The sequence below is a fragment of the Microbacterium sp. A20 genome, from assembly GCF_004794515.1.
GTDB lineage: Bacteria > Actinomycetota > Actinomycetes > Actinomycetales > Microbacteriaceae > Microbacterium.
Genome location: NZ_SSDF01000080.1, coordinates 107,583 through 131,938 on the forward strand (window position 1 = coordinate 107,583; position 24,356 = coordinate 131,938).

Genomic DNA, 24,356 nt, shown 5'->3' on the forward strand with positions numbered 1-24,356 from the left:
CGGAGACATGGGGAACTGCCGAAAAAGGCATAAGTCAACCGACTTAGGGTACGTCTTACCGGCGCGCAGAGCAAATCTGCGCGCTTCCGTGGTGGGACACCGGCACGAACCGCACAGCCATTATCCACAACCGGGGCGCGCCCGGCGAGTACAACACGCGCGCGTATTTTCAAGGGCAGGTTGCCGTTCACAGCCGCGATGACTACCGTGGCATCCTAAGTTATCCACAGGGGCACGGTACGTCGACCCCGCCTCGATTCCTCGTCCGGAGCGTCATGTCATCACCTGCCCAGCCCGACGTCCCGATCTGGACCACGGTGCAGGAGCTTCTGGTCGATGATGATCGCGTCACTCCCCAGCTGCAGGGATTCCTGAGTCTGGCCGTCCCCGCCGGCGTCATGTCCGCGACGCTGTACCTCGAGGTGCCGAACGATCTGACCGCTGCGCAGATCAACAAGCGTCTCCGGCTGCCGATCATGGAAGCCCTCTCCCACATCGGCGATGAGGTCACCTCGTATCGGGTCGTGGTCAACCACGAGCTCGCCGAGCAGCAGGCGGCTCCGATCGCGGTCGGCGACTTCGGGCGGCACGAGCAGGTCCGCGTCGAATCCCCCATGGAGCAGCCGACGCAGCTGCGCCACGAATCGCGGCTCAACCCGAAGTACACCTTCGACAACTTCGTGATCGGCCAGTCCAACCGCTTCGCACACGCCGCGGCCGTCGCTGTGGCCGAAGCCCCGGCGAAGGCCTACAACCCGCTCTTCATCTACGGCGACTCCGGACTCGGGAAGACGCACCTCCTCCACGCGATCGGAGACTATGCGCAGTCCCTCTACGCCGGGGTCAAGGTTCGTTACGTATCGAGTGAGGAGTTCACCAACGACTTCATCAACTCGATCGCGAACAACCGTGGCGCCGCGTTCCAGGCCAGGTACCGCGACGTCGACATCCTCCTGATCGACGACATCCAGTTCCTCCAGGGCCGTGCGGAGACGCAGGAAGCCTTCTTCCACACCTTCAACACGCTGCACGATCACAACAAGCAGGTCGTGATCACGAGCGACGTGGCCCCGAAGCACCTGACCGGCTTCGAGGATCGGATGCGGAGCCGCTTCGAATGGGGTCTGATCACCGACGTGCAGGCGCCCGACTTGGAGACACGCATCGCCATCCTTCGGAAGAAGGCGCAGAGCGAGGCACTGCACATCCCGGACGAGGTCCTGGAGTACATCGCGACCGTCGTCTCGTCGAACATCCGCGAGCTCGAGGGCGCCCTCATCCGGGTGTCGGCCTTCGCCAGCCTGAACCGGTCGGCGCTTGACATCTCGCTCGCTCAGACCGTGCTCCGCGACATCATCGACACGGCCGAGGACAACATCATCTCGCCGACCGACATCATCACGGCCACCGCACAGTACTTCAAGCTCACGGTCGACGACCTCTACGGCTCCAGTCGGTCGCAGCAGATCGCCACCGCTCGTCAGATCGCCATGTACCTCTGTCGAGAGCGCACCAGCCTGTCCTTGCCGAAGATCGGTCAGCTGTTCGGCAACCGTGACCACACCACCGTCATGTACGCGTACAAGAAGATCAGCGAGCTCATGAAGGAGCGCCGCTCGATCTACAACCAGGTCACCGAGATCACCACGCAGCTCGGTCGTCGCTGACGCCGCAATCACGCGCACGAGGGGGACCCGACATCCGAAGGGGTGCCGAGTCCCTTTTTCGCGTCTTGACAGGGCGGCGAGGCGTCCGATAAATGCTTCTATGCACATGTGGATAACTTGTGGATGACCGGCACTCAGATCGGGACGGATGTGGGTCAATCGGGCAAACCTGTGGATAACTGTGGAGGAGCCACCGCACCCCCAGCAGGCGCTAGCCCCCGGATTCCTCAGGGATTCCACAACTGACAAGCTTGTAGTTCCCTACTCGCTCTTGCTATCCACCGAGTTATCCACAGTATCCACAGCTGTTAACACCGTTAAGGAGTTAAGTCTTTCAAGGCGCGATCCCATCACCAGACGGTGGGGAGAACCGTCGAACGAATGACAAGAACTCCGGCGTAGGGAACAAGCCGGACTGGGGGCTAGCATGGGAAGCCCTGCACCGGCAGGGCCGACGACAACGCGTCACAGTTCGACGACAAGGGAGCACCAGTGAGGTTTCAGGTCAACCGCGATGTCTTCAGCGAGGCTGTCTCGTTCGTCGTCAAGCTTCTGCCGCAGCGCAATCCGCAGCCGATCCTGGCCGGAGTGCTGATCGAGGCAGACAGTTCCGGACTCACGCTCTCGGCATTCGACTACGAGGCTTCTGCCCGCACCACGATCGAAGCCACCGTCGACACACCGGGCACGATCCTCGTGCACGGTCGGCTTCTCTCCGACATCGCCAGCCGCCTCCCGAACGCTCCGATCGAGATCGCGGTCGAGGAAGACGGCGGCATCGCCGTCACCTGCGGCTCGGCCCGCTTCACCCTGGCTGCCATGCCGGTCGAGGAATACCCGTCGATCCCGGAGGTGAGCGGATCGTCCGGCGTCGTTCCCGCCGATGACTTCGGAACAGCGATCTCGCAGGTCGGTTTCGCCGCATCACGCGATGACGTCACCCCCGTGCTCACGGGTGTGCAGCTCGAGGTCTCCGGTCACAGCCTGAGCCTGGTCGCCACCGACCGCTACCGCGTATCGCTCCGCGACGTGCCGTGGGATGGTGAATCCGTCGAGGCGACCGCGCTGGTTCCGGCGCGCACGCTGCTCGAGGTCGGCAAGACCTTCGGCCACGCCGGCACCATCCAGATCGCCTTCTCCGGGGCGGGGGATCGCGAGATCATCGCCTTCACCGCCGGCAACAAGACCGTCACGTCGTTGCTGATCAAGGGCAACTTCCCGCCGGTCCGCCGACTCTTCCCCGAGCAGACCGATCACTACGCGGTGGTCAACACCGCTGATCTGGTCGAGGCCGTGCGGCGTGTGTCGCTCGTACTCGACCGCGCCGCGCCGCTGCGTTTCACGTTCTCGAACGACAGCGTGACGATGGATGCGTCAGGCAGCGAGCACGCCAGAGCCTCCGAGTCGGTCGACGCGATCCTCTCGGGCGGCGAAGAGGTCACGCTCGGCCTGAACCCGCAGTATTTGATCGAGGCGCTCGGTGCGGTGAAGAGCGAGTTCGTCCGCGTGACCTTCACCTCCAGCGACAACGCGAACAAGCTCAGCCCGGTGCTCATCACGAGCCAGACCTCGGTCGATCAGGCCGGTCTCGATTCGTTCAAGTACCTTCTTCAGCCGAACCTCCTCCTCCGCTGATCGGCAAGGCACGCAGTCGTCGAGCGCAGCGAGACGCAGTCCCCCCTCTTCCGTAACGGTCCCGGACCTCGAGCCGTCAGCCGATCTACGGAACCGTCGCAGGGGACGATGCTCCCGGAGCGAGCATCGGGAGGGGCCCACGAAGTGGGAGGGAACCCGCTCTGCGAGCGAAGGGTGCGTCGTCGCCTGCGACCCACAAGCACCAAAACCGAGAAGAACAAGTGTCAGACCCCGAAGGTAGGCTGACTCCGTGATTGTGGAGCACCTGAGTCTGGTCGATTTCCGCAATTACGCGACCGCCGAACTGGCGCTTCACCGCGGTCCCAATGTACTGGTCGGTCGGAACGGGCAGGGCAAGACGAATCTGGCCGAGGCCGTGGTCTTCCTCGCCACTCTCGGCTCGCACCGGGTGTCGTCGGATGCGCCGATGGTGCGCGACGGCCAGGAGTTCGCGGTCATCCGAGCACGGCTTTCTCATGGCGAGCGTCGCGTGCTCGCCGAGGTCCAGGTGAACCGGCAGGGGTCGAACAAGGCCCGCATCAACGGATCGCCGTCGAAGCCGAACGAGCTTCCGCGCTACGCGCATGTCGTGCTCTTCGCCCCGGAAGATCTGCAGATCGTGCGGGGCGATCCGTCGGCTCGTCGTCGATTCGTGGATCAACTCCTCATCCAGCGCATTCCTCGAATCTCGGCGGTGCTCGCGGACTACGACCGTGTGCTCAAGCAGCGCAACGCTCTGCTGAAGTCGGCGCGAGCGCGCGGCATCCGTGGGGAGGGCCTGAGCACGCTCGATGTCTGGGACGACAAGCTCGTCGCCCTCGGTTCCGAGATCATCACGGCGCGGCAGCGGCTGGCAGCGGATCTTCAGCAACCCGTGGCCGACGCGTACGAGGCCATCGCCGGCGCCGACCATCGTCCGCAGTTGGAGTGGGCGCTTTCGGTCAGCGGCGGGGATCCGGAGGAGGACGACGACATGACGGGTGCCGATGAGGCGTCCTCCCTCGGCAAACTCGGCGACACACAGCGCATCGCCGAGATGTTCCGCGCATCGCTGGCGGCGAAGCGGTCGAAGGAGATCGATCGCGGTCTCACACTCACGGGCCCGCACCGCGACGACCTGGTGCTGCGCGTGCGCGATCTCCCCGTGAAGGGGTATGCCTCGCACGGTGAATCGTGGTCGGTGGCACTCGCGCTCCGGCTGGCGTCGGCCGAACTGCTGCGCAGCGAATCCCCCGCCGGCGATCCGGTACTGATCCTCGACGACGTGTTCGCCGAACTCGATGCCGACCGGCGGCAGCGACTCGCTGCCCTCACTGCCGGATATGAGCAGGTCGTGGTCACGGCCGCGGTGGAGGAGGATATCCCCGAGGTGCTGCACGCTCACGTCGTGCGGATCAGCGCCGGGACGATCAGCGACGAACGGGAGGCAGCGGATGACTGACGCCGCATCGACTCCGCCGGCCGATGTGCCGGAGACCGTGGGCACATACCTGCGCCTGCGCGGGCTGCAGCCGAGCTCGAAGAGCTGGAAGCGCAAGCGCCGCATCGTCTCCGACGACGACAACGCTCCATTCACCCCCGGACGCGACCCGGGTGCTCTCGGCGCGGTGCTCGACAAGCTGAGTCGGGATTCCGGCTGGCAGATCACGCTGGCCCGCGAGGACCTGGTCCGGCAGTGGGCCGATCTGGCCGGCGCCGACACTGCGAAGCACTCCGAGCCGGTGTCTCTGGAGCGCGGATTGCTCACGGTGAAGTGCGACTCGACGGCGTGGGCGAAGAACCTCCAGTTCATGCGCGCGACCATTCTCACGGAGATCGGTCGTCGCTATCCGGATGCGGGTGTCGAGAACCTCCGCTTCATCGGACCGGACGTCCCCTCCTGGAAATGGGGTCCCAGAGTCGTTCCAGGGCGGGGCCCGCGCGACACCTACGGGTAGGACACCACGAATGGGGTCCGCAACGCTCAGAGGGCCACACACGGCCGTTGAGCGGCATTTCCCGACGAAACCCCGCTAGAATGGGAGTTCGTGATATCGATGTGGAGAATGCCCTCTGATGACGCCTGAATCCCCTGCTGACGAGACGGAATCCAACACCGGGGGCACCCCCGACCCCGTCGACGGGTCCGAGACCACGAGCAACACGATCTCCCCCAAGATCAAGCAGCCCGGCGAGTACGGCGCCGACTCGATCCAGATCCTCGAGGGCCTCGAGGCCGTGCGCAAGCGCCCCGGTATGTACATCGGTTCCACCGGTCCGCGCGGTCTGCACCACCTGGTCTACGAGATCGTCGACAACTCGGTCGATGAAGCACTCGCCGGTTATGCCGACACGATCCTCGTGACGATGCTCGCAGACGGCGGCGTCCGCGTGGTCGACAACGGTCGCGGCATCCCGGTCGACCCGCACTCCTCCGACCCGAACAAGTCGACGGTCGAGGTCGTGCTGACGATCCTGCACGCCGGTGGAAAGTTCGGCGGCGGCGCCTACGCCGTCTCCGGTGGTCTGCACGGCGTCGGCTCCTCTGTGGTGAACGCGCTGTCGACCCGGTTCGACGTGGAGGTCAAGCAGAAGGGCTTCGTCTGGCGGCACTCCTTCGCCGAGGGCGGCATCCCGCAGCAGAAGCTCGAGAAGGGCGAGGCGACCGAAGAGACCGGAACCAGCATCACGTTCTGGCCCGATGCGTCGATCTTCACCGAATCGATCGACTTCGATTACGACACGCTGCGCACGCGCTTCCAGCAGATGGCGTTCCTCAACAAGGGACTGCGCATCGAGCTGCGGGACGAGCGCGAGTCCTCCGCCTACGAGGTGGAGGAAGACGGCTCGACCGTCACGAAGCAGCCCGGCGATGTGTTCTTCTACGAGCGTGGCCTCGTCGACTACGTCGAGTACCTCAACAAGGTGCGTCACGCCGAGGTCGTGAACGACGAGATCATCGCGTTCGAGTCCGAGGACACGCAGCGCAAGATCTCTCTCGAGATCGCGATGCAGTGGACCACCTCGTACACCGAGAACGTCTTCACCTACGCGAACACGATCAACACCCACGAGGGTGGAACGCACGAAGAGGGATTCCGTGCCGCCCTGACCACTCTGGTGAACAGATACGCCAGGGCGAACAACATCCTCAAGGAGAAGGACGACAACCTCTCCGGCGACGACGTGCGCGAGGGTCTCACGGCAGTCATCTCGATCAAGCTGGGCGAGCCGCAGTTCGAGGGTCAGACCAAGACCAAGCTCGGCAACACCGAGGCCAAGGCTTTCGTGCAGAAGGTTGTAGGCGACCAGCTCGGAGACTGGTTCGAGCGCAACCCGGTCCAGGCGAAGAACATCATCCGCAAGGCTCTCGATGCGGCGACCGCTCGCCTCGCCGCCCGCAAGGCCCGTGAGACCGCGCGCCGCAAGAGCGTGTTCGAGTCGGCAGCCATGCCCGACAAGCTCAAGGACTGCACGAGCAAGGATCCTTCGATCAGCGAGATCTTCCTCGTCGAGGGTGACTCGGCCGGTGGTTCCGCGGTGCAGGGTCGCGACCCGCACACGCAGGCGATCCTGGCTCTCCGAGGCAAGATCCTCAACGTCGAGCGCGCACGCCTCGACAAGGCTCTGGGCAACAAGGAAGTCCAGGCGATGATCCAGGCCTTCGGCACGGGTATCGGCGAAGAGTTCGACATCGAGAAGGCGCGCTATCACAAGATCGTGCTGATGGCGGATGCCGATGTCGACGGCCAGCACATCACCACGCTGCTGCTCACGCTGCTGTTCCGCTACATGCGTGGACTCATCGAGGCCGGTTTCGTATACCTCGCGATGCCGCCGCTGTATCGCCTGAAGTGGTCGAACTCCGCGCACGAGTACGTGTTCAGCGACGCCGAGCGCGACGCTCTGCTCAAGCACGGTCTCGACAACGGCAAGCGGATCCCGAAGGATGCCGGCATCCAGCGCTACAAGGGTCTCGGTGAGATGAACCCGAAGGAGCTGTGGGAGACGACGATGGATCACACCACGCGCACCCTGCAGCAGATCACCATCGAGGACGCCGCCGCCGCCGACGAGATCTTCAGCGTGCTGATGGGTGAAGACGTCGAGTCCCGACGCAGTTTCATCCAGCGCAACGCCAAGGACGTCCGCTTCCTCGACATCTGACGCCCCACGGGCTCAGACCAGATGTGTGACAGAGAGATTGATTGATGACTGACGAAGAACGCACCGAGCCGGAACACGACCACGGCAAGATCGACCAGGTCGACCTCCAGTTCGAGATGCAGCGCAGCTACCTCGACTACGCCATGGCGGTCATCGTGGGGCGTGCCCTCCCCGACGTGCGCGATGGCCTCAAGCCCGTGCACCGTCGTGTGATCTACGGCATGTACGACGGCGGGTTCCGACCCGACAAGTCGTTCTCGAAGTGCGCCCGTGTGGTGGGCGAGGTCATGGGTCAGTACCACCCGCACGGCGACTCGGCGATCTACGACGCCCTCGTGCGACTGGTGCAGCCGTGGTCGCTGCGGTACCCGCTGGCTCTCGGCCAGGGCAACTTCGGCTCCCCCGGCAACATGGGGGCCGCGGCTCCGCGATACACCGAGACCAAGATGGCCCCGCTCGCGCTCGAGATGGTGCGCGACATCGAAGAGGACACGGTCGACTTCACCGACAACTACGACGGTCAGACCCAGGAGCCGACGGTCCTCCCGGCCCGCTTCCCGAACCTGCTCGTCAACGGATCGGTCGGCATCGCGGTCGGTATGGCCACGAACATCCCGCCGCACAACCTGCGTGAGGTCTCGGCCGCCGCGCTCTGGGCGCTCGACAACCCCGGAATCTCCCGTGAGGAGCTGCTCGACGGTCTGATCCAGCGCGTGCCCGGTCCGGACTTCCCGACCGGTGCGCAGATCCTCGGCACCAAGGGCATCCACGAGGCGTACCGCACCGGCCGCGGCTCGATCACGATGCGCGCGGTCGTCAACGTCGAGGAGATCCAGGGACGCACCTGCCTCGTCATCACCGAGCTGCCATACCAGGTCAATCCCGACAACGTCGCGGTGAAGATCGGCGACCTCGCCCGCGACGGCAAGATCACCGGCATCGCCGACATCCGCGACGAGTCGTCCGACCGCACCGGTCAGCGTCTCGTCGTCGTGCTCAAGCGCGATGCCGTGGCCAAGGTCGTGCTCAACAACCTCTACAAGCACACGCAGCTGCAGGAGAACTTCGGCGCGAACATGCTCGCGATCGTCGACGGCGTGCCGCGCACGCTCGCGATCGACGGTTTCATCACGCACTGGATCACCCACCAGATCGAGGTGATCGTCCGGCGCACGGAGTTCCGACTGCGCGAGGCCGAGAAGCGCATGCACATCCTGCGCGGATACCTGAAGGCGCTCGACGCGCTCGACGAGGTCATCGCGCTCATCCGCCGGTCGCAGACCACGGCGGATGCGAACGAGGGACTCCAGAAGCTCCTCGACATCGACGAGATCCAGGCCGAGGCGATCCTGCAGATGCAGCTGCGCCGACTGGCGGCGCTCGAGCGTCAGAAGATCATCGACCAGGCGAACGAGCTCGAGGCTCAGATCACCGACTACAAGTCGATCCTCGCCGACGAGGGCCGCCAGCGCACCATCATCCGTGAAGAGCTGACGGGTATCGTCGACCGCTTCGGCGACGAGCGGCGCACGCACATCCTGCACGGCTTCGACGGCGACGTCTCGATGGAAGACCTCATCGCCGAGGAGGAGATGGTCGTCACCGTCACGCGCGAGGGCTACATCAAGCGCACGCGCAGCGACAACTACCGCTCCCAGCACCGCGGCGGCAAGGGCGTCAAGGGCGCGCAGCTTCGTGCGAACGACATCGTCGAGCACTTCTTCGTGACGACGACGCACCACTGGCTGCTCTTCTTCACCGACAAGGGTCGCGTCTATCGCGCCAAGACCTATGAGGTGCCGGAGGCCGGGCGCGACGCCAAGGGCATGCACGTCGCGAACCTGCTGGCGCTGCAGCCGGACGAGAGCATCGCCCAGGTGCTCGACATCCGCGACTACGAGGTCGCCGAGTACCTGGTGCTGGCCACGCGAGAGGGCCTGGTCAAGAAGACCCGCCTCGAGGCGTACGACACCAACCGCCAGGGCGGCGTCATCGCGATCCGTCTGAACGACGAGGACGAGCTGGTCAGTGCGCTCCTCGTGAACGCCGAGGACGACATCCTCCTCATCAGCCGTCGCGGCATGTCGGTGCGCTTCGAGGCGACCGACGAGGCGCTGCGTCCGATGGGCCGTGCCACAGCCGGTGTGCGGGGCATGAAGTTCAAGATCGACGAGGACTGCCTGCTGTCGGCGTCGGTCGCCGCCCCCGGGAAGTTCGTGTTCATCGTCACCGACGGCGGTTACGCGAAGCGCACCGCGGTCGAGGAATACCGGGTCCAGGGACGCGGTGGAACAGGCATCAAGGTCGCCAAGCTGAACGATGATCGGGGCACTCTCGCGGGTGGTCTGATCGTCGCCGAGGACGACGAGGTCTTGGTGGTTCTCTCCAGCGGCAAGGTGGTACGCTCTGCCGTGGCCGAGGTCCCTGCAAAGGGTCGAGACACCATGGGAGTGGTGTTCGCCCGGACGACGGAGGCCGACCGCATCCTCGCCATCGCCCGTAATGGCGAGCGTGGTCTCGCTGAAGACGAGGCGGATGCGGAGGATGCCGAGACCCAGGCACCTGAGACGACAGAGACCCCCGAGGATACAGACGCATGAGTACAGTGGCCGACAAGCTGGCGAAGAAGTCGACACGCAAGACCAGTGGCAAGCAGGTCCGCCTGCGTCTGGTCTACGTCGACTTCTGGTCGGCCGTGAAGCTCTCGTTCCTCGGAGCGGTCGCTCTCGCCGTGGTCACGATGGTGGCGTTCTTCCTGATCTTCCTGGTGCTCCAGGCGACCGGCATCATGAAGACGGCTGAGGGCTTCCTGCTCGGCATCACCGGCAACGAGTTCGTGCTGTCGGAGGTCGTGGGCCTGCCGCAGGTCATGGCGTTCGCCGCGGTCGTGGCGATCCTGAACCTGATCGTCTTCACGGTGCTCGGCGCCGTCGTCGCCGGAATCTACAACCTCGCGGTGAAGGTGACCGGCGGATTGCTCGTCGGTTTCATGTCGAACTGATCCTCGGTCTTCGAACCGGATTCACGAAGGGCGGATGCTGCGGCATCCGCCCTTCGTCGTCCTTCGGGAGCCTCGGATCAGACGACGCCGGTCGTTCCGAGGAGCGTGCCGATCAGCCAGGTCGCGGCGAGAGCGAGCGCCCCGCCGATGACCAGCCGGATCGATGCCCGCAGCGGGGGTGATCCGCCGATCCTGGCAGACACCGCGCCGGTGATCGCGAGGGCGATGAGCACGGCGACGAAGGTGACCGGAACACGCCATTCCGGCGGTGGCAGCAGGATGGCGAGCAGCGGGAGCAGCGCGCCGAGGGTGAAGGCGACCGCCGAGGAGATCGCCGCGTGCCACGGATTGACCAGGTCGTTCTGGTCGATGCCCAGCTCGACCTCCAGGTGGGCGGAGAGCGCATCGTGTGCGGTGAGCTCCTCGGCGACCCGACGCGCCGTCTCCTCGGAGAGGCCGCGGTCGCGATAGAGCCCGGTGAGTTCGGCGAGTTCCGCGGTCGGCATCGTGCGCAGCTCTTCCCTCTCCTTCGCGATCAGAGCGCGTTCGCTGTCGCGCTGGCTGCTCACCGACACGTACTCACCGAGCGCCATCGAGATCGCCCCGCCGACGAGTCCGGCGATCCCCGCGGTGAGGAGTGCCGCGTTGTCGGTCGTCGCGCCCGCCACGCCCACGACGAGCGAGGCGACCGAGACGATTCCGTCATTCGCGCCGAGCACTCCTGCGCGCAACCAGTTCAGTCGCTGGCCGAGACCTGCGACGTGAGGTTCTCCTTCGTGGGCTGTCATGCAGCCAGTGAACCAGACCGTGCGTTCGATAGGGGCGGAAAGCACCCGCGTTCGGTTACGGAAAACCCGAAGCACAGTGTCCGGTTGACTCGGTGTCGTGCGTGTCGGCCCCGCCGTACCTTGGAACCATGACCACTCAGACTGCGACCCCGGCTCCCGCAACGGCGGTGAAGCCGCCGTTGCGCATCTTCCTCACGATCCTGCATCTCGCAGGCGTCGGCGCGCTCGGCGGCGCCATCTTCGGCATGCTCGGCGGGCTTCTCGGCACCGGACTCGGACTCCTCTTCGTCGCCGGCATCGGCCTCGTGCTCCTCGTCGGCCTCGTGTACGCCCTGTACGGGCTCGGCTGGTTCGAGGTCGCCCGTGTCGGCGCCCTCTACCGCGCGCCCATCAGTCCTTTGCGACCGCAGCGGCGTGATCGCCCCGGATTCGGCGGCTGGCTGCGCTCCCTCGGACGCCAGGCGATCGACCCCCGCATGTGGCGCGCGGTCGCGAACTTCGCGATCTCGGCCGTGCTCGGCTTCATCGTGCTGCGGCTCGCCTGGAGCCTCGTATGGTCGATCATCATCTCCTTCGCCCCGCTCACGGCAGCGGACACGGTGATGGGACCCTTCGGCGGCGGAGGCATCCCCGTCGCCTGGGCGCCGCTGGTCGGCATCCTCGGCATCGCGGCCTCGGTGGTCGGGATGATCGGGCTGGCCCTGCTGCACCGCACGCTCTCTCTCGCGATCGTGGTCCGCAGCAAGGAGACGGAGCTCACCGAACGCGTCCGCACCTCGACCGCACAGCGGGAGGGAGCGGTGCGTGCCGCCGACGTGGAGCGCACGCGCATCGAGCGCGACCTGCATGACGGCGTGCAGCCGCGGCTCGTCTCGGTCGGTATGACGCTCGGGCTCGCGCAGCAGAAGATCGACAGCGACCCGGAGACCGCGAAGGAACTCATCAACGAGGCGCACACCTCCACCAAGGCGGCCATCACCGAACTGCGGCAGCTCGCCCGCGGCATCCACGCCTCCGTGCTCGACGACCGCGGCCTCGACGCGGCGCTGTCGGCACTCGCCGGCCGGTCGCACATCCCCGTGCACCTCGATGTGCGCATGGACCCTTCGACAGGCTCAGGGACCCAGCGGCCTGGAAGAGAGGCCGAGGCGGCCGTGTACTTCTCGATCGCCGAGTCCCTGACCAACGCCGCGAAGCACTCCCGGGCCAGCGAGGCCCGCGTCATCGTGCGGCTCCGCGAGGGGAACACCCTCTGGGCGCGGGTGGAGGACAACGGCATCGGCGGCGCGCAGGTGCAGCCCGGTGGTGGCCTCGACGGCATCGCGAACCGGATCCTCGCCGCGGGTGGAACGTTCCGCCTCGACAGTCCGCAGGGCGGACCGACCAGCCTGGAGGTGAACGTACCGTGCGCATCCTGATCTGCGAGGACTCGGTCCTGCTGCGAGAGGGTCTCGTCCGTCTGCTCGAGGACGCCGGCCACGAGGTGGTCGCCGCTCTCCCCGACATCGAGGGTCTCGACCAGGCGGTCGCCACCACGGCGCCCGACCTGTGCATCCTGGATGTCCGGCTGCCTCCCACGTTCACGGATGAGGGCATCCGCGCCGCGCTCGGACTGCGGTCCACGCATCCGTCGCTCGCCATCCTCGTGCTCTCGCAGTATGTGGAGGAGCGCTACGCCTCCGATCTGATAGCGGCGCAGGGCGGTCCGCTCGGATACCTGCTCAAGGATCGGGTCGCCGACGTCTCGGAGTTCCTGGCTTCGGTGCAGCGCATCTCCGAGGGGGCCACGGTGCTCGACCCCGAAGTGGTGGCGCAGCTGCTGACGCGGCGCAACCGCGACGACAGGATGATGCGTCTCACGGAACGGGAGCGCACCGTGCTCGCGCTGATCGCGGAGGGCAAATCGAATCAGGCGATCGCCGGCCTCCTCTTCCTCTCGGAGGCCAGTGTCGAAAAGCACATCACCTCCATCTTCCAGAAGCTGGGCTTCGAGCAGGACGAGTCGGGCAACCGCCGCGTGCTCGCCGCCCTCGCCCACATCGAGAACACCGGTGGCCCGACGCCGCCGACCGGCCAGACAGGAGTGGCACGATGACCACCGACAACAACGGCGCCGCGGGCGAGCACACCCCGCTCACCCCGCCGCCCGCTTCTCCCCCGCCCGCTTCCGCGCCCCAGATGCCGACCCCGCCGGCACCCCCGGCGCCGACCCCGCAATCGGCTCCGACCGCACCCCCGCCCGGGGCCTCGGGCGGTCGCTCCTCGGGAACCACCGCGGTCATGGTCATCACGGCCGTGGTCGGCGGCATCGCCCTGCTCGGCTCCGGGGGAACCGCCGCCGCGGCCGCCGCCGGGAACATCATCTCGTCGAGCCGACCCGACTCGGTGCAGACCGTGGGCGTGGATGGCATCGAGGGGATCGACGTCGACGCCGACGCCAGCAGCATGCGCGTCGAGTTCGGCGATGTCGAGGAGGCGCAGCTCTCCATCACCAACGGCCGCGGCACCGCGTGGACTTTCGACCGCGACGGTGACGAACTGATCGTCCGGAGCCCTGACGGCGTGTTCGGCTGGTGGTTCGGCAACTGGTTCGGCGATGAGGAGATCGCCGTGCTCACCCTGCCGGAGAGCCTGCGCGGTGACGCGCTGGACGCCGACCTCGATCTGGACGCCGGCAGCTTGGATGTGGTGGGCGACTACGGAGTGCTCGACGTCCGGGTCAACGCCGGCGCCCTCGATGTCGAAGGATCGGCCGTCGAGCTCGACGCGGAGATGAACGCCGGTCGCGCCGACATCCTCCTCGACGGGGTCACCCGCGCCGACCTCGGCGTCTCCGCCGGCGACCTCACGGTCGAGCTGACCGGTACGGCGCCGACGCAGACCACGGTCGATGTGAGCGCCGGCACGCTCGATCTGACGGTGCCCGATGTCGAATACGCGATCACTCAGAACGTCAGCGCCGGCACCCTGAACGCCAAGGTCGACGAGGCCTCGAGCGCGCGGAGGACCATCGACGTGTCGCTCTCCGCGGGCACGGCGACCATCCGCCCAGGCCGCTGAACGTCGTCGAGGGGGAGGACTCTCCCGGGTCCTCCCCCTCGATTCGGATTTTCCGTGTTTCTCCGGTAAAGTCTTGGAGGTTGACGGGGCTATAGCTCAGGCGGTTAGAGCGCTTCACTGATAATGAAGAGGTCCCAGGTTCAAGTCCTGGTAGCCCCACCCTTTAACTCAAGAAATTCCCTCACGGGGCCTTAGCTCAGTTGGTAGAGCGCCTGCTTTGCAAGCAGGATGTCAGGAGTTCGAATCTCCTAGGCTCCACAGGATCGAGAAGCCCCTGGCACCTGCCGGGGGCTTCTTTCATTGGTCGGTGTCCGTTGCTTTTGCGGCTTCGCGGCGGTGTTGCTCACCGCAGATCACGAATCCCTCGGCGACCGCAGCTCCAGGTACTGCGCGATGCCATCGAGCAGGCGCTGCAGGCCGAAGTCGAACTCATCGAACGTGTCGTCGAGAAGCACACCGGCGTCGAGGACTCCGCGAAGATTCGGGAATCTCTCGACGGTGACGAGTCGACCGAGCAACTCAGCCTCGGATGAAACGACCGCCGCGACCTGCTCTCCCGCCTGATCTGCACGAGCGGCGTAGCCGCGCTCGACGAGAGCGCGGAACCGCGCGTGGCCGCTGATCTGCAGCACGAGGGCGAGCCGCTCTTCATGAGAGAGCGCGGTGTGTGCGAGCACACCGAGCGCGGCGTCGATCCATGTGAAGTTGTTCGGAGTGGTGGCTATGCCCGAGATCGCGATATCGAGCATCCACGGGTGCCGACGGTAGACATCGGCGGATGCTCGCGCGTACGCTTCGAGCCCGTCGCGCCATCCCCTCGCGTCCGAGATCGAGGACGGTGGGAGGCCCATGCCTCGTTCCTGGAGCAGGAGCACGAGTGCGTCCTTGGAGCCCACGTACCGATAGAGGGACATCGCCGTGAGTCCCAGGGATTGAGCGAGCGCCGGCATCGTCACGGATTCGAGGCCGGTATCGTCGGCGATCGCCACTGCCGCGTCCAGGACCTGTTCCAGGCTGAACTCGCGCTTCGGTCCGCGCTGCGGCGGACGTACAGCGCCCCACGCCAACGCGATATGCGGAGGTACGACCGTGCTCGCTGCCTCTTCGGTCACTCGCCGATTCCTTCCGGTCGCTTTCGATCGGCTTTCGCCCTGCGGGCCGGTGCGGAGCCGGCACGTGCCGTCCCGTGTGGGTTCATGCGACCGACCAGCCGCCGTCCGATGGCAGGATCACCCCGTTGATGTTCATCGCGGCGCTGCTCGCAAGCCACGCTACCGTCTCGGCGATCTGCTCGGCGCTCGCGGGCGGGGACATCGTGGCCTGCAGGACGGGAGCGGTTCGCGCGGCGCCGTACTCCGACCGCCACGAGACGTCGAGCGCTGTGGCGACCGCTCCGGGAGCGACAGCATTCGTGCGGATACCCAGCGGCCCGTACATGAAGGCGCTGCTCTTGGTCAGTCCGGCAACGGCGTGCTTGGACGCGGTGTAAGCGGCACCACCCACGGATCCGCGAAAGGTCGCTTCGGACGCGATGTTGACGATCGCTCCCGCTCCTTGCGCGCGCATGAGGGGAACGACCGCCCGCGTGGCGCGGAGGACGGCGGTCACATTGATGTCGAACACCCGCTGCCAGGTGGCGTCGACCTCATCTGCAGGCAGCACGCCGTCCATGACACCGGCGATGTTGGCGAGGATGTCGACACGACCGCCGGCGGCGTCGACGAGATCGCGAATGGTCGACTCCTCCGTCACGTCTCCGACGATCACACGCAGATCCCTCCCGCGCAGGCTGCTCTCGAGTTCCTGCAAGCGTTCGGAGGAGATATCCGAAGCGATCACGGTGGCACCCTCCCCCGCGAGAATCTGCGCAGTGGCACGTCCGATACCCGAACCTGCCCCGGTGACGATGGCCGTGTGACCGTGGAAACGCGGCGTCGATAAAGATGACATGGATGATGCTCCCTGGATTCGATAACTAGTAGTCACATAAACTGTATATGTGACTACTAATAAATCAAGCCCTGGTTTGCGGGCGATCAGCAAGACCGGGCGCGCGAGCGCGGGGCGGCGTCCAATCCACCTGGTACCTCACTCGACCGGACGCAGGTCGCGCAGGATCGTCGCGTGCCGGACGAGGAAGGTGCGCTCGTCGAGCTTCTTGCGCCGGAGCCAACCGGTCACCTCGGCGTTGTGCTTGCTGGCGTTGCAAGAGGCGCAGGCCGGGACGACGTTCTCGATCGTGTAGCGGCCACCGCGCGAGATGGGCTGGATGCAGTCGCGCTGCAACGCAGCCCCCTCACCGCCGCAGTAGGCGCATCCGCCCCAGGCATCCATGAGGTCATGCCATTGTGCGTCGGTGAGGTCGTTGTCGACGCGTGCGAGCCGATTCTTCCGCCGCTTGGCATAGCGGGCTCGGGTCGCCGGCGACGCGTTGGCGGACGAGACCTTGCGGGGGCGGCGCATGCGCTGATGTTACCGCGGTGGAAGAGGGCTCAGCGCCCGCCGCCGCGGAACTTCGCGAAGAAGCGGTCAGCCTCCGTGCGCTGTTCTGCGACGGATGTCACGGTCGCCGGATCCACGGGGGTGAATGTGAAGACGCGGTCCAGTGGACCTGCGGGTCCGAGCCGGTATGCGCTCAGACCACCACCCTGATCGCGCGCCATGCCGCTGGGCCAGACGTCGGCCTGTGCACCGGCGACCCCCAACCGCCACCCGCGCGGGTCGAGCTCTTCGCGCACCAGGCACAGCGCCTCGAAGGCGTCGTTCGCCTGCCGCTCTACAGCGCCGAGCTCTGGGGAGTTGACGACCACCACCCACTGCCAGTCGTCGGTCTGCCACCAGCTGACCCGCACCTCGTGGATGAGACCTCCGTGACTCGCGGCGATCTTCTGGGGACTCTGCGGCTGAATCGGCACGTCGTCCATCAGGAGTCGGCCGCCCGCGCACCTACCGACACGAGCTCGTGCGGCGCGACGTTGAGCCGCTCGCCACCATCGGCCGTGACGATCACGATGTCTTCGATGCGCGCGCCCCACTCGCCGGCGAAGTAGATGCCGGGCTCGATGCTGAACGCCATCCCCTCTCGCAGCACGAGGTCGTTGCCAGGCGCGATGTAGGGCTCCTCGTGCACCGAGACGCCGATGCCGTGACCGGTGCGGTGCAGGAACGCCTCGCCCAGGCCGGCGTCGGCGAGCACGGTCCGCGCTGCAGCATCCACCTCGGCGGCCGTGGCACCGGGGCGCACCGCGTCGACGGCAGCCTGCTGCGCCCGCGCGAGAACCTCGATGCGTTCGGCCGCTTCCGGGTCGGGGTTGCCGACGACGTAGGTCCTCGTGCTGTCGGAGTTGTAACCGCTCGGCACCGCGCCGCCGATGTCGACCACGACGACGTCGCCCTCTTCGATCACGCGGTCCGAGACCTCGTGGTGCGGGTCGGCGCCGTTCGGGCCCGAGCCGACGATCACGAACTCGACGGTACGGTGGCCCTCCGCCACGATGGCCTCGGCGATGTCGGTCGCAACGGCGCGCTCGGTGCGCCCGGCCCGAAGCCACTCGTGCACGCGGCGATGCACCGCGTCGATCGCGTCTCCCGCTCGGCGGAGCTCGGCGATCTCCTCGGCGTCCTTGATCATGCGTCCTTCGCGGAGCACGGGTGTCGCCAGCTCGAGACGCACGCCGAGACGCTCGCCGATGGGGACGACGTGCAGCGCGGGCAGCGCATCCGAGACACCGACGCGGGTGACCGACCCCGCGGCGGCGGTCACGAGCGCGTAGGGATCTTCGCCGTCGACCCAGTCGGCGACGGTCAGACCCAGCTCGCCGACCGCCGTGGTGCGCACCTTCGCGAGCTCCATCCGGGGAACCACGACCGTCGGAGCGATGTCGGGGCCGATCACCAGGGCGGTCAGCCGCTCGATCGTGTCGCCCTCGACGCCCAGTAGATACTGCAGGTCGGGTCCCGGCCCGACGATGATCGCATCCAGGCCCGATTCGGCGGCGAGGGATGCGGCACGGGCGAGACGGGCGGCGTACACGGAGGCGGGGAAGGGCAGTGTGCTCACGGGTTCCACGCTACTGCGCGGGTGCCCGCAGCACACCAGGATCCCTGACCTGGGTGCACGACGCGCACCGTTCCTCGCGAGGAGAGTCAGCTGATCGCGAGGCGGATGCGCTCGGCGAGGAACTCCAGGTCGGCCTTGGTGAGATCCGTGACTGCGTAGGCGGTCGGCCAGACGTTGCCGTCGTCGAGGTTCGAGATGGGCTCGAAACCGAACGTGCCGTACCGCACCTTGAACTTGCTCGCCGGCTGGAAGAAGCAGAGCACCTTGCCATCCCGACCCCACGCAGGCATCCCGTAGTACGTGCGGGGTACGAGTTCCGGGGCGACCTCGGACACGAGGGCGTGCAGCTTGTTCGACAGAGCCTGGTCTTCGGTGGTCAGCTTCTCGATCGCCTCCTTGATGTCGGCCTCCCCCGCGGCGCGCAGCTCCTCGGGTGACTTCTTCGCGCGCGAGCGTCGGGTGCGGGCCTCCTTCGCGGCGGCCTGCATGGCCTCGCGTTCTTCGGCGCTGAAGTTCTTCTCTTTCTCGGCCATGATCGGTCCTCTCGAAGTGCTGCCGTTGTGCGAATCACACTACGGAGTCCGATCCTCCGTGTGCTTCTCGATTCGTGATCGATCTCCGACGTATCCGAGTCCGGACACACGGTCATCGGCGGTCTGCGCCGCCGGATAGTGTGTGATCCATGGACCTGCGTGTCGCGGCGTACGCGGTCGTCACCGATGACGACGGGCGTCTGCTGCTTGCGCGCTGGACCGAGGGCCGCCGCGTGGCGTGGACGATGCCCGGCGGGGGACTCGAGCCCGGTGAATCGCCCGAGGATGCGGTGCGCCGCGAGCTCCGTGAGGAGACCGGCTACACCGTGAAGGTGGGCGAGCTCCTCGGCATCCACTCCCGGGTCATCCCTGCGGGACGCCGCGTGCAGAAGGCCGCGGATCCGCTGCACACGCTGCGCATCGTCTATCGGGCAGAGGTCACGGGCGGCAAGCTGCGCTTCGAGACCGGAGGTTCGACCGACATGGCCGAGTGGTTCCCTCTGAAGGCCGTGGCCGAGCTGCAGCGCGTCAAGCTCGTCGACATCGCGATGCGGATGGCCGGCCTTCTCTGACCTCAGCGCTCCTCGGGAACCGAGATGTCGGCGACCGTCGCTCCATAGGCGGCGATGAGGTCGTCCGCGTCGACGAAGAGGCTGTAACCGTGGGCACCCGCGCCCATCGCGATGCGCTGACCGACGATCGACTCGTCGGCGTAGATCGGCCAGTCCGTCGTGCTGCCGATGGGGACGATGGTGCCCCGCTCGTAGCCGGTCGCCTGGAGTGCGAGTTCGGGCTCGGGGAGGCGCAGCTTGTTCACACCGACCAGGGCGCGCAGCTTCGGCCATGAGATCGAGCGTCCGCCAGGCACGAGGGCGAACAGGAAGGTGTCGTCCGAGCGCTTCACGACGAGCGTCTTCACGATGCCGGACGGCGGGATGCCGAGCAGCTCGGCTGCTTCGAACAGGCTGCCGGCCGCCGGGCGTTCGCGGATCTCGATGTCGAGCCCGCGAGCAGCGGCCGCGCTTCGCACCCGCGCATGCTGATCGCCTCCGTCACCGGAGGCGACGGAGGCGGGATCAGACGGGGTCACGCGTCGGGCGCGGCGAGCGGGTCGTCCGCGACCCAGAGCTCATCGTCGGCACGCAGCGCCTGCCATGCGGCGTAGAGCACGCCCACGGCAGCAGCAGCACCGAGGATGATCGCGATGACCGAACCGAGGCCGGGGCCGGACTTCTGCTTCTTGCCGAAGTCGCCGCGACGAGCGGGTGCTGCCACGCCGTGACGCTTGGCGTTCGCGACATCCCAGGCAGTGAGAGCCGAACCGACGACTCCACCCACGATCGGGACGACCTTGTCATCGACGACGTGCTTGCCGATCTTCACGCCACGGTCGACGACCGGGGCGACACGGCGGTTGTACGTGTCCTGGATGACGGGGACGACCTGCTCGCGATTGATGTTTCCGAGCTGACGTCCGGCCTCGCGGGCGACATCGGCGGCGTGACCGACGAGCACCTGCTGGTTCTCCCAGAGCTGGTTCGCGTCGTTCTGAAGACGACGCAGTTCCTTCTTCCGCTTGCGGCTGAGGCTCACGATGCTCTCCTGTCCATTGGAGTACGGGTTCCCCATCTTGCCACGAGAGGCTGGATACCGGGCGGGAATCGCCCGCCCCTTGCGCCGCTGCCCGATCCGGGGTACGCCGGGCGAACTCACCGAAAGCTCTGCGAGAATGAGGGCATGGCTCACGCTTCCCACGTCGCAACCCTGCACACCAACCACGGTGACATCGTCATCAACCTCTTCGGCGATCACGCACCGAAGACGGTCAAGAACTTCGTCGGCCTCGCCGACGGCACCCAGGAGTGGACCGATCCCGCCACCGGCAAGCCGGGCGAGGGTCCCCTCTACAAGGACGTCATCTTCCACCGCATCATCCCGAACTTCATGATCCAGGGCGGCGACCCGCTCGGACAGGGCGTCGGCGGCCCCGGCTACAACTTCGACGACGAGATCAACATGGAGCTCGACTTCAACAAGCCGTACATCCTCGCGATGGCGAACGCCGGCCTGCGCCGCAACGCCATCACCGGCAAGCCCGAGGGCACCAACGGCTCGCAGTTCTTCATCACCACCGACCCGACGCCGTGGCTCCAGGGCAAGCACACCATCTTCGGCGAGGTCGCCGATGACGCCTCCCGCGCTGTCGTCGACAAGATCGGTGCGGTTCCGACCGGCGGCGGCGACCGTCCGATCGAGCCCGTCGTGCTGCAGTCGATCGACATCGTCGCGGCCTGACGACAGCTGCGGCCGATCCGGATGACCACGCCTGAGTTCACGAGCAATCGCGACAACTTCTGCTACCGGCATCCGGATCGGCAGAGCTTCGTGCTCTGCCAGCGGTGCATGCGCACCATCTGCCCCGAGTGCCAGACCCAGGCGCCCGTCGGCGTCATCTGCCCGGAGTGCATGAACGCCGAGCGCAAGAACCGCACCCCCGCGCAGAAGAAGGCCCAGCGCCGGTGGGGTGCTCGCAGCGGCGGGACCATGGCGATCGCCCGCGGCGGCAAGCCGATCGTCACGTACGTGCTGCTCGCCGTCACGTCGTTCATCGGCCTGGTGCAGCTGATACCCGGGATGAACGGGCCGATCACGCAGGCGCTCGCCTTCTACGCGCCCTATCTCTATCCGAACCTCTTCGGCGCGGGCTTCGAGCCCTGGCGCCTCCTCTCCGTGCTGTTCGTGCACGGCGGGTTCATCCACCTCGCGCTGAACATGCTCGCCCTGTGGATGCTGGGACAGAGCCTCGAGCCGATGCTCGGTCGCGCCCGCTTCCTGGCCCTCTATCTGATCAGCGGCCTCGGCGGATCGGTGGCGGTCGCTCTCCTCGCACCCCTGGACCCGACGGTCGGCGCATCCGGTGCGATCTTCGGAATGCTGGCCTCACTGCTGATCATCGGCCGCCACATCGGCGCGAACGTGACCGGCATCCTCGTGATCCTCGGCATCAACTTCGCCTTCGGCTTCTTCGCCGGCGGCATCTCCTGGCAGGCGCATCTGGGTGGCGCCATCGTCGGCGCCCTGGTCGCCCTCATCTACACCAAGACGAGGCGTCGAGACCAGCGCACCTGGCAGATCGTCCTGCTCTCCGCACTCGTCGTTCTGTTGATCGTCATCGTCGCCTTCATCCCGCCGCTGATCCTTTTGTCCTGATCCCGAGTTGTTAACAGGGTTGTTAACCCCTGTGAATAACACCGGTGTAATTCTCCCCAGGCTGTGGAGAGCCTTGTGGATAACTTTCGCTCGGGATGGCTTGTGGGTCGGGCGCGGGGTCGTTCCCTTCGCTCGCAGAGCGGGTCCCTCCCGCTTCGCGGGGCCCTCCCGATGCTCGCTCCGGGAACAACCCCGCGCCCTTGCCTGGAGCCATAGCTCGCTCTGAGCATGCGAAAGGCCCCTCGCTGCGCGAGGGGCCTTTCGAGAAGGAGTGGCGTCAGCGCCAGCGGGTGGTCATCAAGAAGCCGATCAGAGCGATGCCGAGGCCGATCGCGAGGTTCCAGTTGTCGAGACCCGGGATCGGGAACTGCATGCCCGAGATGTAGAAGACCAGGATCCACGCGAGGCCGAGGAGCATGAAGCCGATCATCACCGGCTTGAACCACACGGCGTTGGGAGCGGCGTCGCCTTCGGCGCGCTCGACAGCGGGTTCTTCGGTGTTACGGTCTCGTGCCATGCCGTCATTGTACCCATGAGACCTGTCATCCGACGAGGCGGCGATCGCAGCCGACGAGCGGGGATGGCGGGCCTCCGTTCAGCGTGCCGGGATATGATCGCGCCATGACTGCATCCGTCGTGCCTGGGGGGCGGCGCCCGCGGCGCGAGCGACCACGCTCACGCGCGACCTTCGCGAGCGTGCTCGGCGAACTTCTCCTCACCGCAGGAGTGCTCGTCCTGCTCTTCGTCGCGTGGCAGATGTGGATCGGCGACATCATCATCAGTGCACAGAAGAACGACGAGGGTGCGGCGATCTCGCAGCAGCTCGCGCAGGGTGAGGCGCCCGAGCTCCCGCCTGTCGTCGAGACGGAAGACGGCACCACCGTTTACGTCCCCCCGGTCCCCGCAGCCCCGGCCGACGCCGAGTGGTTCGGACAGATGCACATCCCCCGCTTCGGCGCGGACTACAACTTCGGGATCTACGGCGGAACGAGCCGCGCACGGACCCTCGACCAGAAGGGGATCGGCGTCTACACCGACTCCAAGATGCCCGGCGAGGTCGGCAACTTCTCGATGGCCGGACACCGCACCACCTGGGGCAAGCCCTTCAATCAGCTCGACAAGCTGCAGCTGAACGATGCGATCGTCGTCGAGACGCCCGACGGCTGGTACACATACCGGTTCCGCACCCTCGAATACGTCAAGCCGACGCAGACCGACGTCCTCGCTGACGTGCCGCAGATGCCCGCACAGCAGACCGGCGAGCAGTACATCACGCTCACCGCCTGCTCTCCGCTCTACTCCCTCGCGGAGCGCATCGTCGCCTACGGGGTGTTCGAGAGCTTCCAGCCCCGCGCCGAGGGACTCCCGACCGCGCTGACCGACCCGCCGCCTCCTCCGGCCGCCCCATCGGTGTGACCATGGACACCCACGAGGGAGAACACTGATGTACGCCGCACTCTGGCGCCTGCTGCCCGGCCCGTGGTGGCTGCGCGTCCTCATCCTGATCGTCCTCGTCGCCGCCGTGCTGTACGGACTGTTCTGGTACGTGTTCCCGTGGCTGAGCCCGATCATCGCCCCCGGCGAGGTCGACGTCGAATGACCCGAGTGCTCGTGGTGGACAACCACGACAGCTTCGTGCACACCCTCGTCGGCTACCTCCACGAGCTCGGCGCCGAGACCACTATGGTCGAATCCGACGCGCTCAGCGCCGCCGAGTTCGAGCGGATGCTGTCCGGGTTCGAGGCGCTGCTGCTCTCCCCCGGACCCGGTCGCCCCGCAGACGCCGGAATCTCCGTCGAAGCGGTGCGGATCGCTGCTCGACTGCGGACGCCGACGCTCGGGGTCTGCCTCGGGCATCAGACCATCGGTGAAGCGCTCGGCACCGCGGTCAGTGAGGCACCCGAGCTGATGCACGGGATGGTCTCCGCGGTCACGCACGACGGATCGGCGCTGTTCGCGGGGATCCCGTCGCCGTTCGACGCCGGCCGGTATCACTCCCTGGCGCTCGCGGCGTCCGACCTCCCGCCCGAGGTCGTCGTCACGGCCTGGACGGAGAGCGGAACGGTCATGGCGCTCTCGCATCGAGAGCTGCCGCTGCACGGCGTGCAGTTCCACCCGGAGAGCGTGCTCACGGAAGGCGGCTACCGGCTCCTCGCGAACTGGCTGGAACTCTGCGGCGACACCGATGCCGTGGCTCGATCAGAAAGCCTGCATCCGATCACTCGCTGACACCGCAGCGCACGAGGCAGCCTGCGA

The 24,356-nt window shown here is 66.6% G+C and carries 26 protein-coding genes and 2 tRNA genes; 18 read left to right on the plus strand and 10 right to left on the minus strand.

Translation table 11 applies throughout. The features are described from left to right. The first annotated feature begins 275 nt into the window (after positions 1–275). The 7 genes from dnaA to DW298_RS11245 all read left to right on the plus strand — a co-directional run bounded on the left by dnaA (position 276) and on the right by DW298_RS11245 (position 10,449). Entirely contained in the window at positions 276–1,667 is a 1,392-nt protein-coding gene (dnaA, locus tag DW298_RS11215; protein ID WP_136042559.1) for a chromosomal replication initiator protein DnaA, read from the plus strand. A 492-nt stretch (positions 1,668–2,159) separates the two neighbouring features. Next, positions 2,160–3,302 carry a DNA polymerase III subunit beta gene (dnaN, locus tag DW298_RS11220; RefSeq protein WP_136042560.1) on the plus strand — a complete coding sequence of 381 codons (1,143 nt, stop codon included), beginning with the start codon at positions 2,160–2,162 and terminating at the stop codon, positions 3,300–3,302. A gap of 250 nt (positions 3,303–3,552) precedes the next feature. Next, positions 3,553–4,743, plus strand: coding sequence for a DNA replication/repair protein RecF (recF, locus tag DW298_RS11225; protein WP_136042561.1), 1,191 nt, complete (start codon positions 3,553–3,555; stop codon positions 4,741–4,743). Then, on the plus strand, positions 4,736–5,239 hold the full coding sequence (locus DW298_RS11230) for a DciA family protein (RefSeq protein ID WP_136042562.1): 504 nt from the start codon (positions 4,736–4,738) through the stop codon (positions 5,237–5,239). Before recF ends, DW298_RS11230 begins: the two co-directional genes overlap by 8 nt. A gap of 118 nt (positions 5,240–5,357) precedes the next feature. Beyond that, entirely contained in the window at positions 5,358–7,448 is a 2,091-nt protein-coding gene (gene gyrB / locus DW298_RS11235; RefSeq protein WP_136042563.1) for a DNA topoisomerase (ATP-hydrolyzing) subunit B, read from the plus strand. A 44-nt stretch (positions 7,449–7,492) separates the two neighbouring features. After that, the gene (gene gyrA, locus DW298_RS11240; RefSeq protein WP_136042564.1) at positions 7,493–10,048 is read left to right on the plus strand and encodes a DNA gyrase subunit A; all 2,556 of its coding nucleotides are present in this window, start codon (positions 7,493–7,495) and stop codon (positions 10,046–10,048) included. Continuing rightward, positions 10,045–10,449: a DUF3566 domain-containing protein gene (locus DW298_RS11245; RefSeq protein ID WP_029264201.1), complete on the plus strand. Its 405-nt coding sequence runs from the start codon at positions 10,045–10,047 to the stop codon at positions 10,447–10,449. Before gyrA ends, DW298_RS11245 begins: the two co-directional genes overlap by 4 nt. 77 nt (positions 10,450–10,526) lie before the next feature. On the opposite strand, the gene DW298_RS11250 is transcribed toward DW298_RS11245, so the two are convergent. Next, entirely contained in the window at positions 10,527–11,237 is a 711-nt protein-coding gene (locus tag DW298_RS11250; RefSeq protein ID WP_136042565.1) for a VIT family protein, read from the minus strand. Positions 11,238–11,365: 128 nt separating this feature from the next. Between DW298_RS11250 and DW298_RS11255 the strand changes: the two genes are divergently transcribed. The 5 genes from DW298_RS11255 (at position 11,366) to DW298_RS11275 (ending at position 14,555) form a co-directional block, all read left to right on the plus strand. Next, positions 11,366–12,655 carry a histidine kinase gene (locus tag DW298_RS11255; RefSeq protein ID WP_136042566.1) on the plus strand — a complete coding sequence of 430 codons (1,290 nt, stop codon included), beginning with the start codon at positions 11,366–11,368 and terminating at the stop codon, positions 12,653–12,655. Beyond that, a complete protein-coding gene (locus DW298_RS11260; RefSeq protein WP_136042567.1) occupies positions 12,643–13,332 on the plus strand; it encodes a response regulator transcription factor in 690 nt (229 codons plus the stop codon). The genes DW298_RS11255 and DW298_RS11260 overlap by 13 nt, the downstream gene beginning before the upstream one ends. Continuing rightward, entirely contained in the window at positions 13,329–14,297 is a 969-nt protein-coding gene (locus DW298_RS11265) for a hypothetical protein (RefSeq protein WP_136042568.1), read from the plus strand. Before DW298_RS11260 ends, DW298_RS11265 begins: the two co-directional genes overlap by 4 nt. 85 nt (positions 14,298–14,382) lie before the next feature. Continuing rightward, positions 14,383–14,456, plus strand: a tRNA-Ile gene (locus tag DW298_RS11270). A gap of 26 nt (positions 14,457–14,482) precedes the next feature. After that, positions 14,483–14,555: transfer RNA gene (locus DW298_RS11275), tRNA-Ala, on the plus strand. Positions 14,556–14,650: 95 nt separating this feature from the next. Here DW298_RS11275 and DW298_RS11280 read toward each other — a convergent pair. From DW298_RS11280 to DW298_RS11305, 6 genes are all read right to left on the minus strand, one after another. Continuing rightward, a complete protein-coding gene (locus DW298_RS11280) occupies positions 14,651–15,409 on the minus strand; it encodes a TetR/AcrR family transcriptional regulator (RefSeq protein ID WP_136042569.1) in 759 nt (252 codons plus the stop codon). Positions 15,410–15,491: 82 nt separating this feature from the next. Then, the gene (locus DW298_RS11285) at positions 15,492–16,247 is read right to left on the minus strand and encodes an SDR family NAD(P)-dependent oxidoreductase (RefSeq protein WP_136042570.1); all 756 of its coding nucleotides are present in this window, start codon (positions 16,245–16,247) and stop codon (positions 15,492–15,494) included. A gap of 138 nt (positions 16,248–16,385) precedes the next feature. Continuing rightward, a complete protein-coding gene (locus DW298_RS11290; RefSeq protein WP_136042571.1) occupies positions 16,386–16,760 on the minus strand; it encodes an HNH endonuclease signature motif containing protein in 375 nt (124 codons plus the stop codon). A gap of 29 nt (positions 16,761–16,789) precedes the next feature. Continuing rightward, positions 16,790–17,212 (minus strand): hypothetical protein, encoded by a 423-nt coding sequence (locus DW298_RS11295; RefSeq protein ID WP_205820353.1) that lies wholly within the window; start codon positions 17,210–17,212, stop codon positions 16,790–16,792. Between the two features lie 8 nt (positions 17,213–17,220). Beyond that, positions 17,221–18,357, minus strand: a complete 1,137-nt coding sequence (locus DW298_RS11300; protein WP_136042573.1) for a Xaa-Pro peptidase family protein — start codon at positions 18,355–18,357, stop codon at positions 17,221–17,223. Positions 18,358–18,443: 86 nt separating this feature from the next. Then, the gene (locus DW298_RS11305) at positions 18,444–18,890 is read right to left on the minus strand and encodes a DUF1801 domain-containing protein (protein WP_136042574.1); all 447 of its coding nucleotides are present in this window, start codon (positions 18,888–18,890) and stop codon (positions 18,444–18,446) included. A 149-nt stretch (positions 18,891–19,039) separates the two neighbouring features. Here DW298_RS11305 and DW298_RS11310 point away from each other — a divergent pair, with 149 nt between their 5' ends. Then, positions 19,040–19,462, plus strand: coding sequence for an NUDIX hydrolase (locus DW298_RS11310; RefSeq protein ID WP_136042575.1), 423 nt, complete (start codon positions 19,040–19,042; stop codon positions 19,460–19,462). Between the two features lie 2 nt (positions 19,463–19,464). Here DW298_RS11310 and DW298_RS11315 read toward each other — a convergent pair whose 3' ends face one another. Together DW298_RS11315 and DW298_RS11320 are read right to left on the minus strand one after the other, a co-directional pair. Further along, positions 19,465–19,920: a YbaK/EbsC family protein gene (locus DW298_RS11315; protein WP_205820354.1), complete on the minus strand. Its 456-nt coding sequence runs from the start codon at positions 19,918–19,920 to the stop codon at positions 19,465–19,467. 56 nt (positions 19,921–19,976) lie between these two features. Then, positions 19,977–20,483, minus strand: coding sequence for a DNA helicase (locus DW298_RS11320; RefSeq protein WP_136042576.1), 507 nt, complete (start codon positions 20,481–20,483; stop codon positions 19,977–19,979). A gap of 144 nt (positions 20,484–20,627) precedes the next feature. Here DW298_RS11320 and DW298_RS11325 point away from each other — a divergent pair, with 144 nt between their 5' ends. Then, complete coding sequence (locus tag DW298_RS11325) at positions 20,628–21,185, plus strand: peptidylprolyl isomerase (protein ID WP_136042577.1); 558 nt, start codon at positions 20,628–20,630, stop codon at positions 21,183–21,185. 21 nt (positions 21,186–21,206) lie between these two features. Next, positions 21,207–22,100, plus strand: coding sequence for a rhomboid family intramembrane serine protease (locus DW298_RS11330; protein WP_136042578.1), 894 nt, complete (start codon positions 21,207–21,209; stop codon positions 22,098–22,100). 277 nt (positions 22,101–22,377) lie between these two features. On the opposite strand, the gene DW298_RS11335 is transcribed toward DW298_RS11330, so the two are convergent. Continuing rightward, complete coding sequence (locus tag DW298_RS11335; RefSeq protein WP_136042579.1) at positions 22,378–22,617, minus strand: cell division protein CrgA; 240 nt, start codon at positions 22,615–22,617, stop codon at positions 22,378–22,380. A 104-nt stretch (positions 22,618–22,721) separates the two neighbouring features. Here DW298_RS11335 and DW298_RS11340 point away from each other — a divergent pair, with 104 nt between their 5' ends. The 3 genes from DW298_RS11340 to DW298_RS11350 are packed head-to-tail and all read left to right on the plus strand — an operon-like array spanning position 22,722 to position 24,329. Then, positions 22,722–23,516, plus strand: coding sequence for a class E sortase (locus tag DW298_RS11340; protein WP_136042580.1), 795 nt, complete (start codon positions 22,722–22,724; stop codon positions 23,514–23,516). A 28-nt stretch (positions 23,517–23,544) separates the two neighbouring features. Further along, positions 23,545–23,700 carry a DUF4175 domain-containing protein gene (locus tag DW298_RS11345; protein ID WP_136042581.1) on the plus strand — a complete coding sequence of 52 codons (156 nt, stop codon included), beginning with the start codon at positions 23,545–23,547 and terminating at the stop codon, positions 23,698–23,700. Beyond that, on the plus strand, positions 23,697–24,329 hold the full coding sequence (locus DW298_RS11350) for a gamma-glutamyl-gamma-aminobutyrate hydrolase family protein (protein ID WP_136042582.1): 633 nt from the start codon (positions 23,697–23,699) through the stop codon (positions 24,327–24,329). The genes DW298_RS11345 and DW298_RS11350 overlap by 4 nt, the downstream gene beginning before the upstream one ends. Positions 24,330–24,356: the final 27 nt, after the last annotated feature.

Bases quoted from the DNA above. Each gene is read 5' to 3' on its own strand.
- DW298_RS11325 (WP_136042577.1), top strand. From the start codon at position 20,628: ATGGCTCACGCTTCCCACGTCGCAACCCTGCACACCAACCACGGTGAC.
- DW298_RS11305 (WP_136042574.1), bottom strand. From the start codon at position 18,890: ATGGCCGAGAAAGAGAAGAACTTCAGCGCCGAAGAACGCGAGGCCATG.
- DW298_RS11285 (WP_136042570.1), bottom strand. From the start codon at position 16,247: ATGTCATCTTTATCGACGCCGCGTTTCCACGGTCACACGGCCATCGTC.
- DW298_RS11340 (WP_136042580.1), top strand. From the start codon at position 22,722: ATGACTGCATCCGTCGTGCCTGGGGGGCGGCGCCCGCGGCGCGAGCGA.
- DW298_RS11350 (WP_136042582.1), top strand. From the start codon at position 23,697: ATGACCCGAGTGCTCGTGGTGGACAACCACGACAGCTTCGTGCACACC.
- DW298_RS11330 (WP_136042578.1), top strand. From the start codon at position 21,207: ATGACCACGCCTGAGTTCACGAGCAATCGCGACAACTTCTGCTACCGG.
- DW298_RS11255 (WP_136042566.1), top strand. From the start codon at position 11,366: ATGACCACTCAGACTGCGACCCCGGCTCCCGCAACGGCGGTGAAGCCG.
- DW298_RS11310 (WP_136042575.1), top strand. From the start codon at position 19,040: ATGGACCTGCGTGTCGCGGCGTACGCGGTCGTCACCGATGACGACGGG.
- DW298_RS11250 (WP_136042565.1), bottom strand. From the start codon at position 11,237: ATGACAGCCCACGAAGGAGAACCTCACGTCGCAGGTCTCGGCCAGCGA.
- dnaA (WP_136042559.1), top strand. From the start codon at position 276: ATGTCATCACCTGCCCAGCCCGACGTCCCGATCTGGACCACGGTGCAG.
- gyrA (WP_136042564.1), top strand. From the start codon at position 7,493: ATGACTGACGAAGAACGCACCGAGCCGGAACACGACCACGGCAAGATC.
- DW298_RS11245 (WP_029264201.1), top strand. From the start codon at position 10,045: ATGAGTACAGTGGCCGACAAGCTGGCGAAGAAGTCGACACGCAAGACC.
- DW298_RS11335 (WP_136042579.1), bottom strand. From the start codon at position 22,617: ATGGCACGAGACCGTAACACCGAAGAACCCGCTGTCGAGCGCGCCGAA.
- gyrB (WP_136042563.1), top strand. From the start codon at position 5,358: ATGACGCCTGAATCCCCTGCTGACGAGACGGAATCCAACACCGGGGGC.
- DW298_RS11265 (WP_136042568.1), top strand. From the start codon at position 13,329: ATGACCACCGACAACAACGGCGCCGCGGGCGAGCACACCCCGCTCACC.
- DW298_RS11290 (WP_136042571.1), bottom strand. From the start codon at position 16,760: ATGCGCCGCCCCCGCAAGGTCTCGTCCGCCAACGCGTCGCCGGCGACC.
- DW298_RS11230 (WP_136042562.1), top strand. From the start codon at position 4,736: ATGACTGACGCCGCATCGACTCCGCCGGCCGATGTGCCGGAGACCGTG.
- DW298_RS11345 (WP_136042581.1), top strand. From the start codon at position 23,545: ATGTACGCCGCACTCTGGCGCCTGCTGCCCGGCCCGTGGTGGCTGCGC.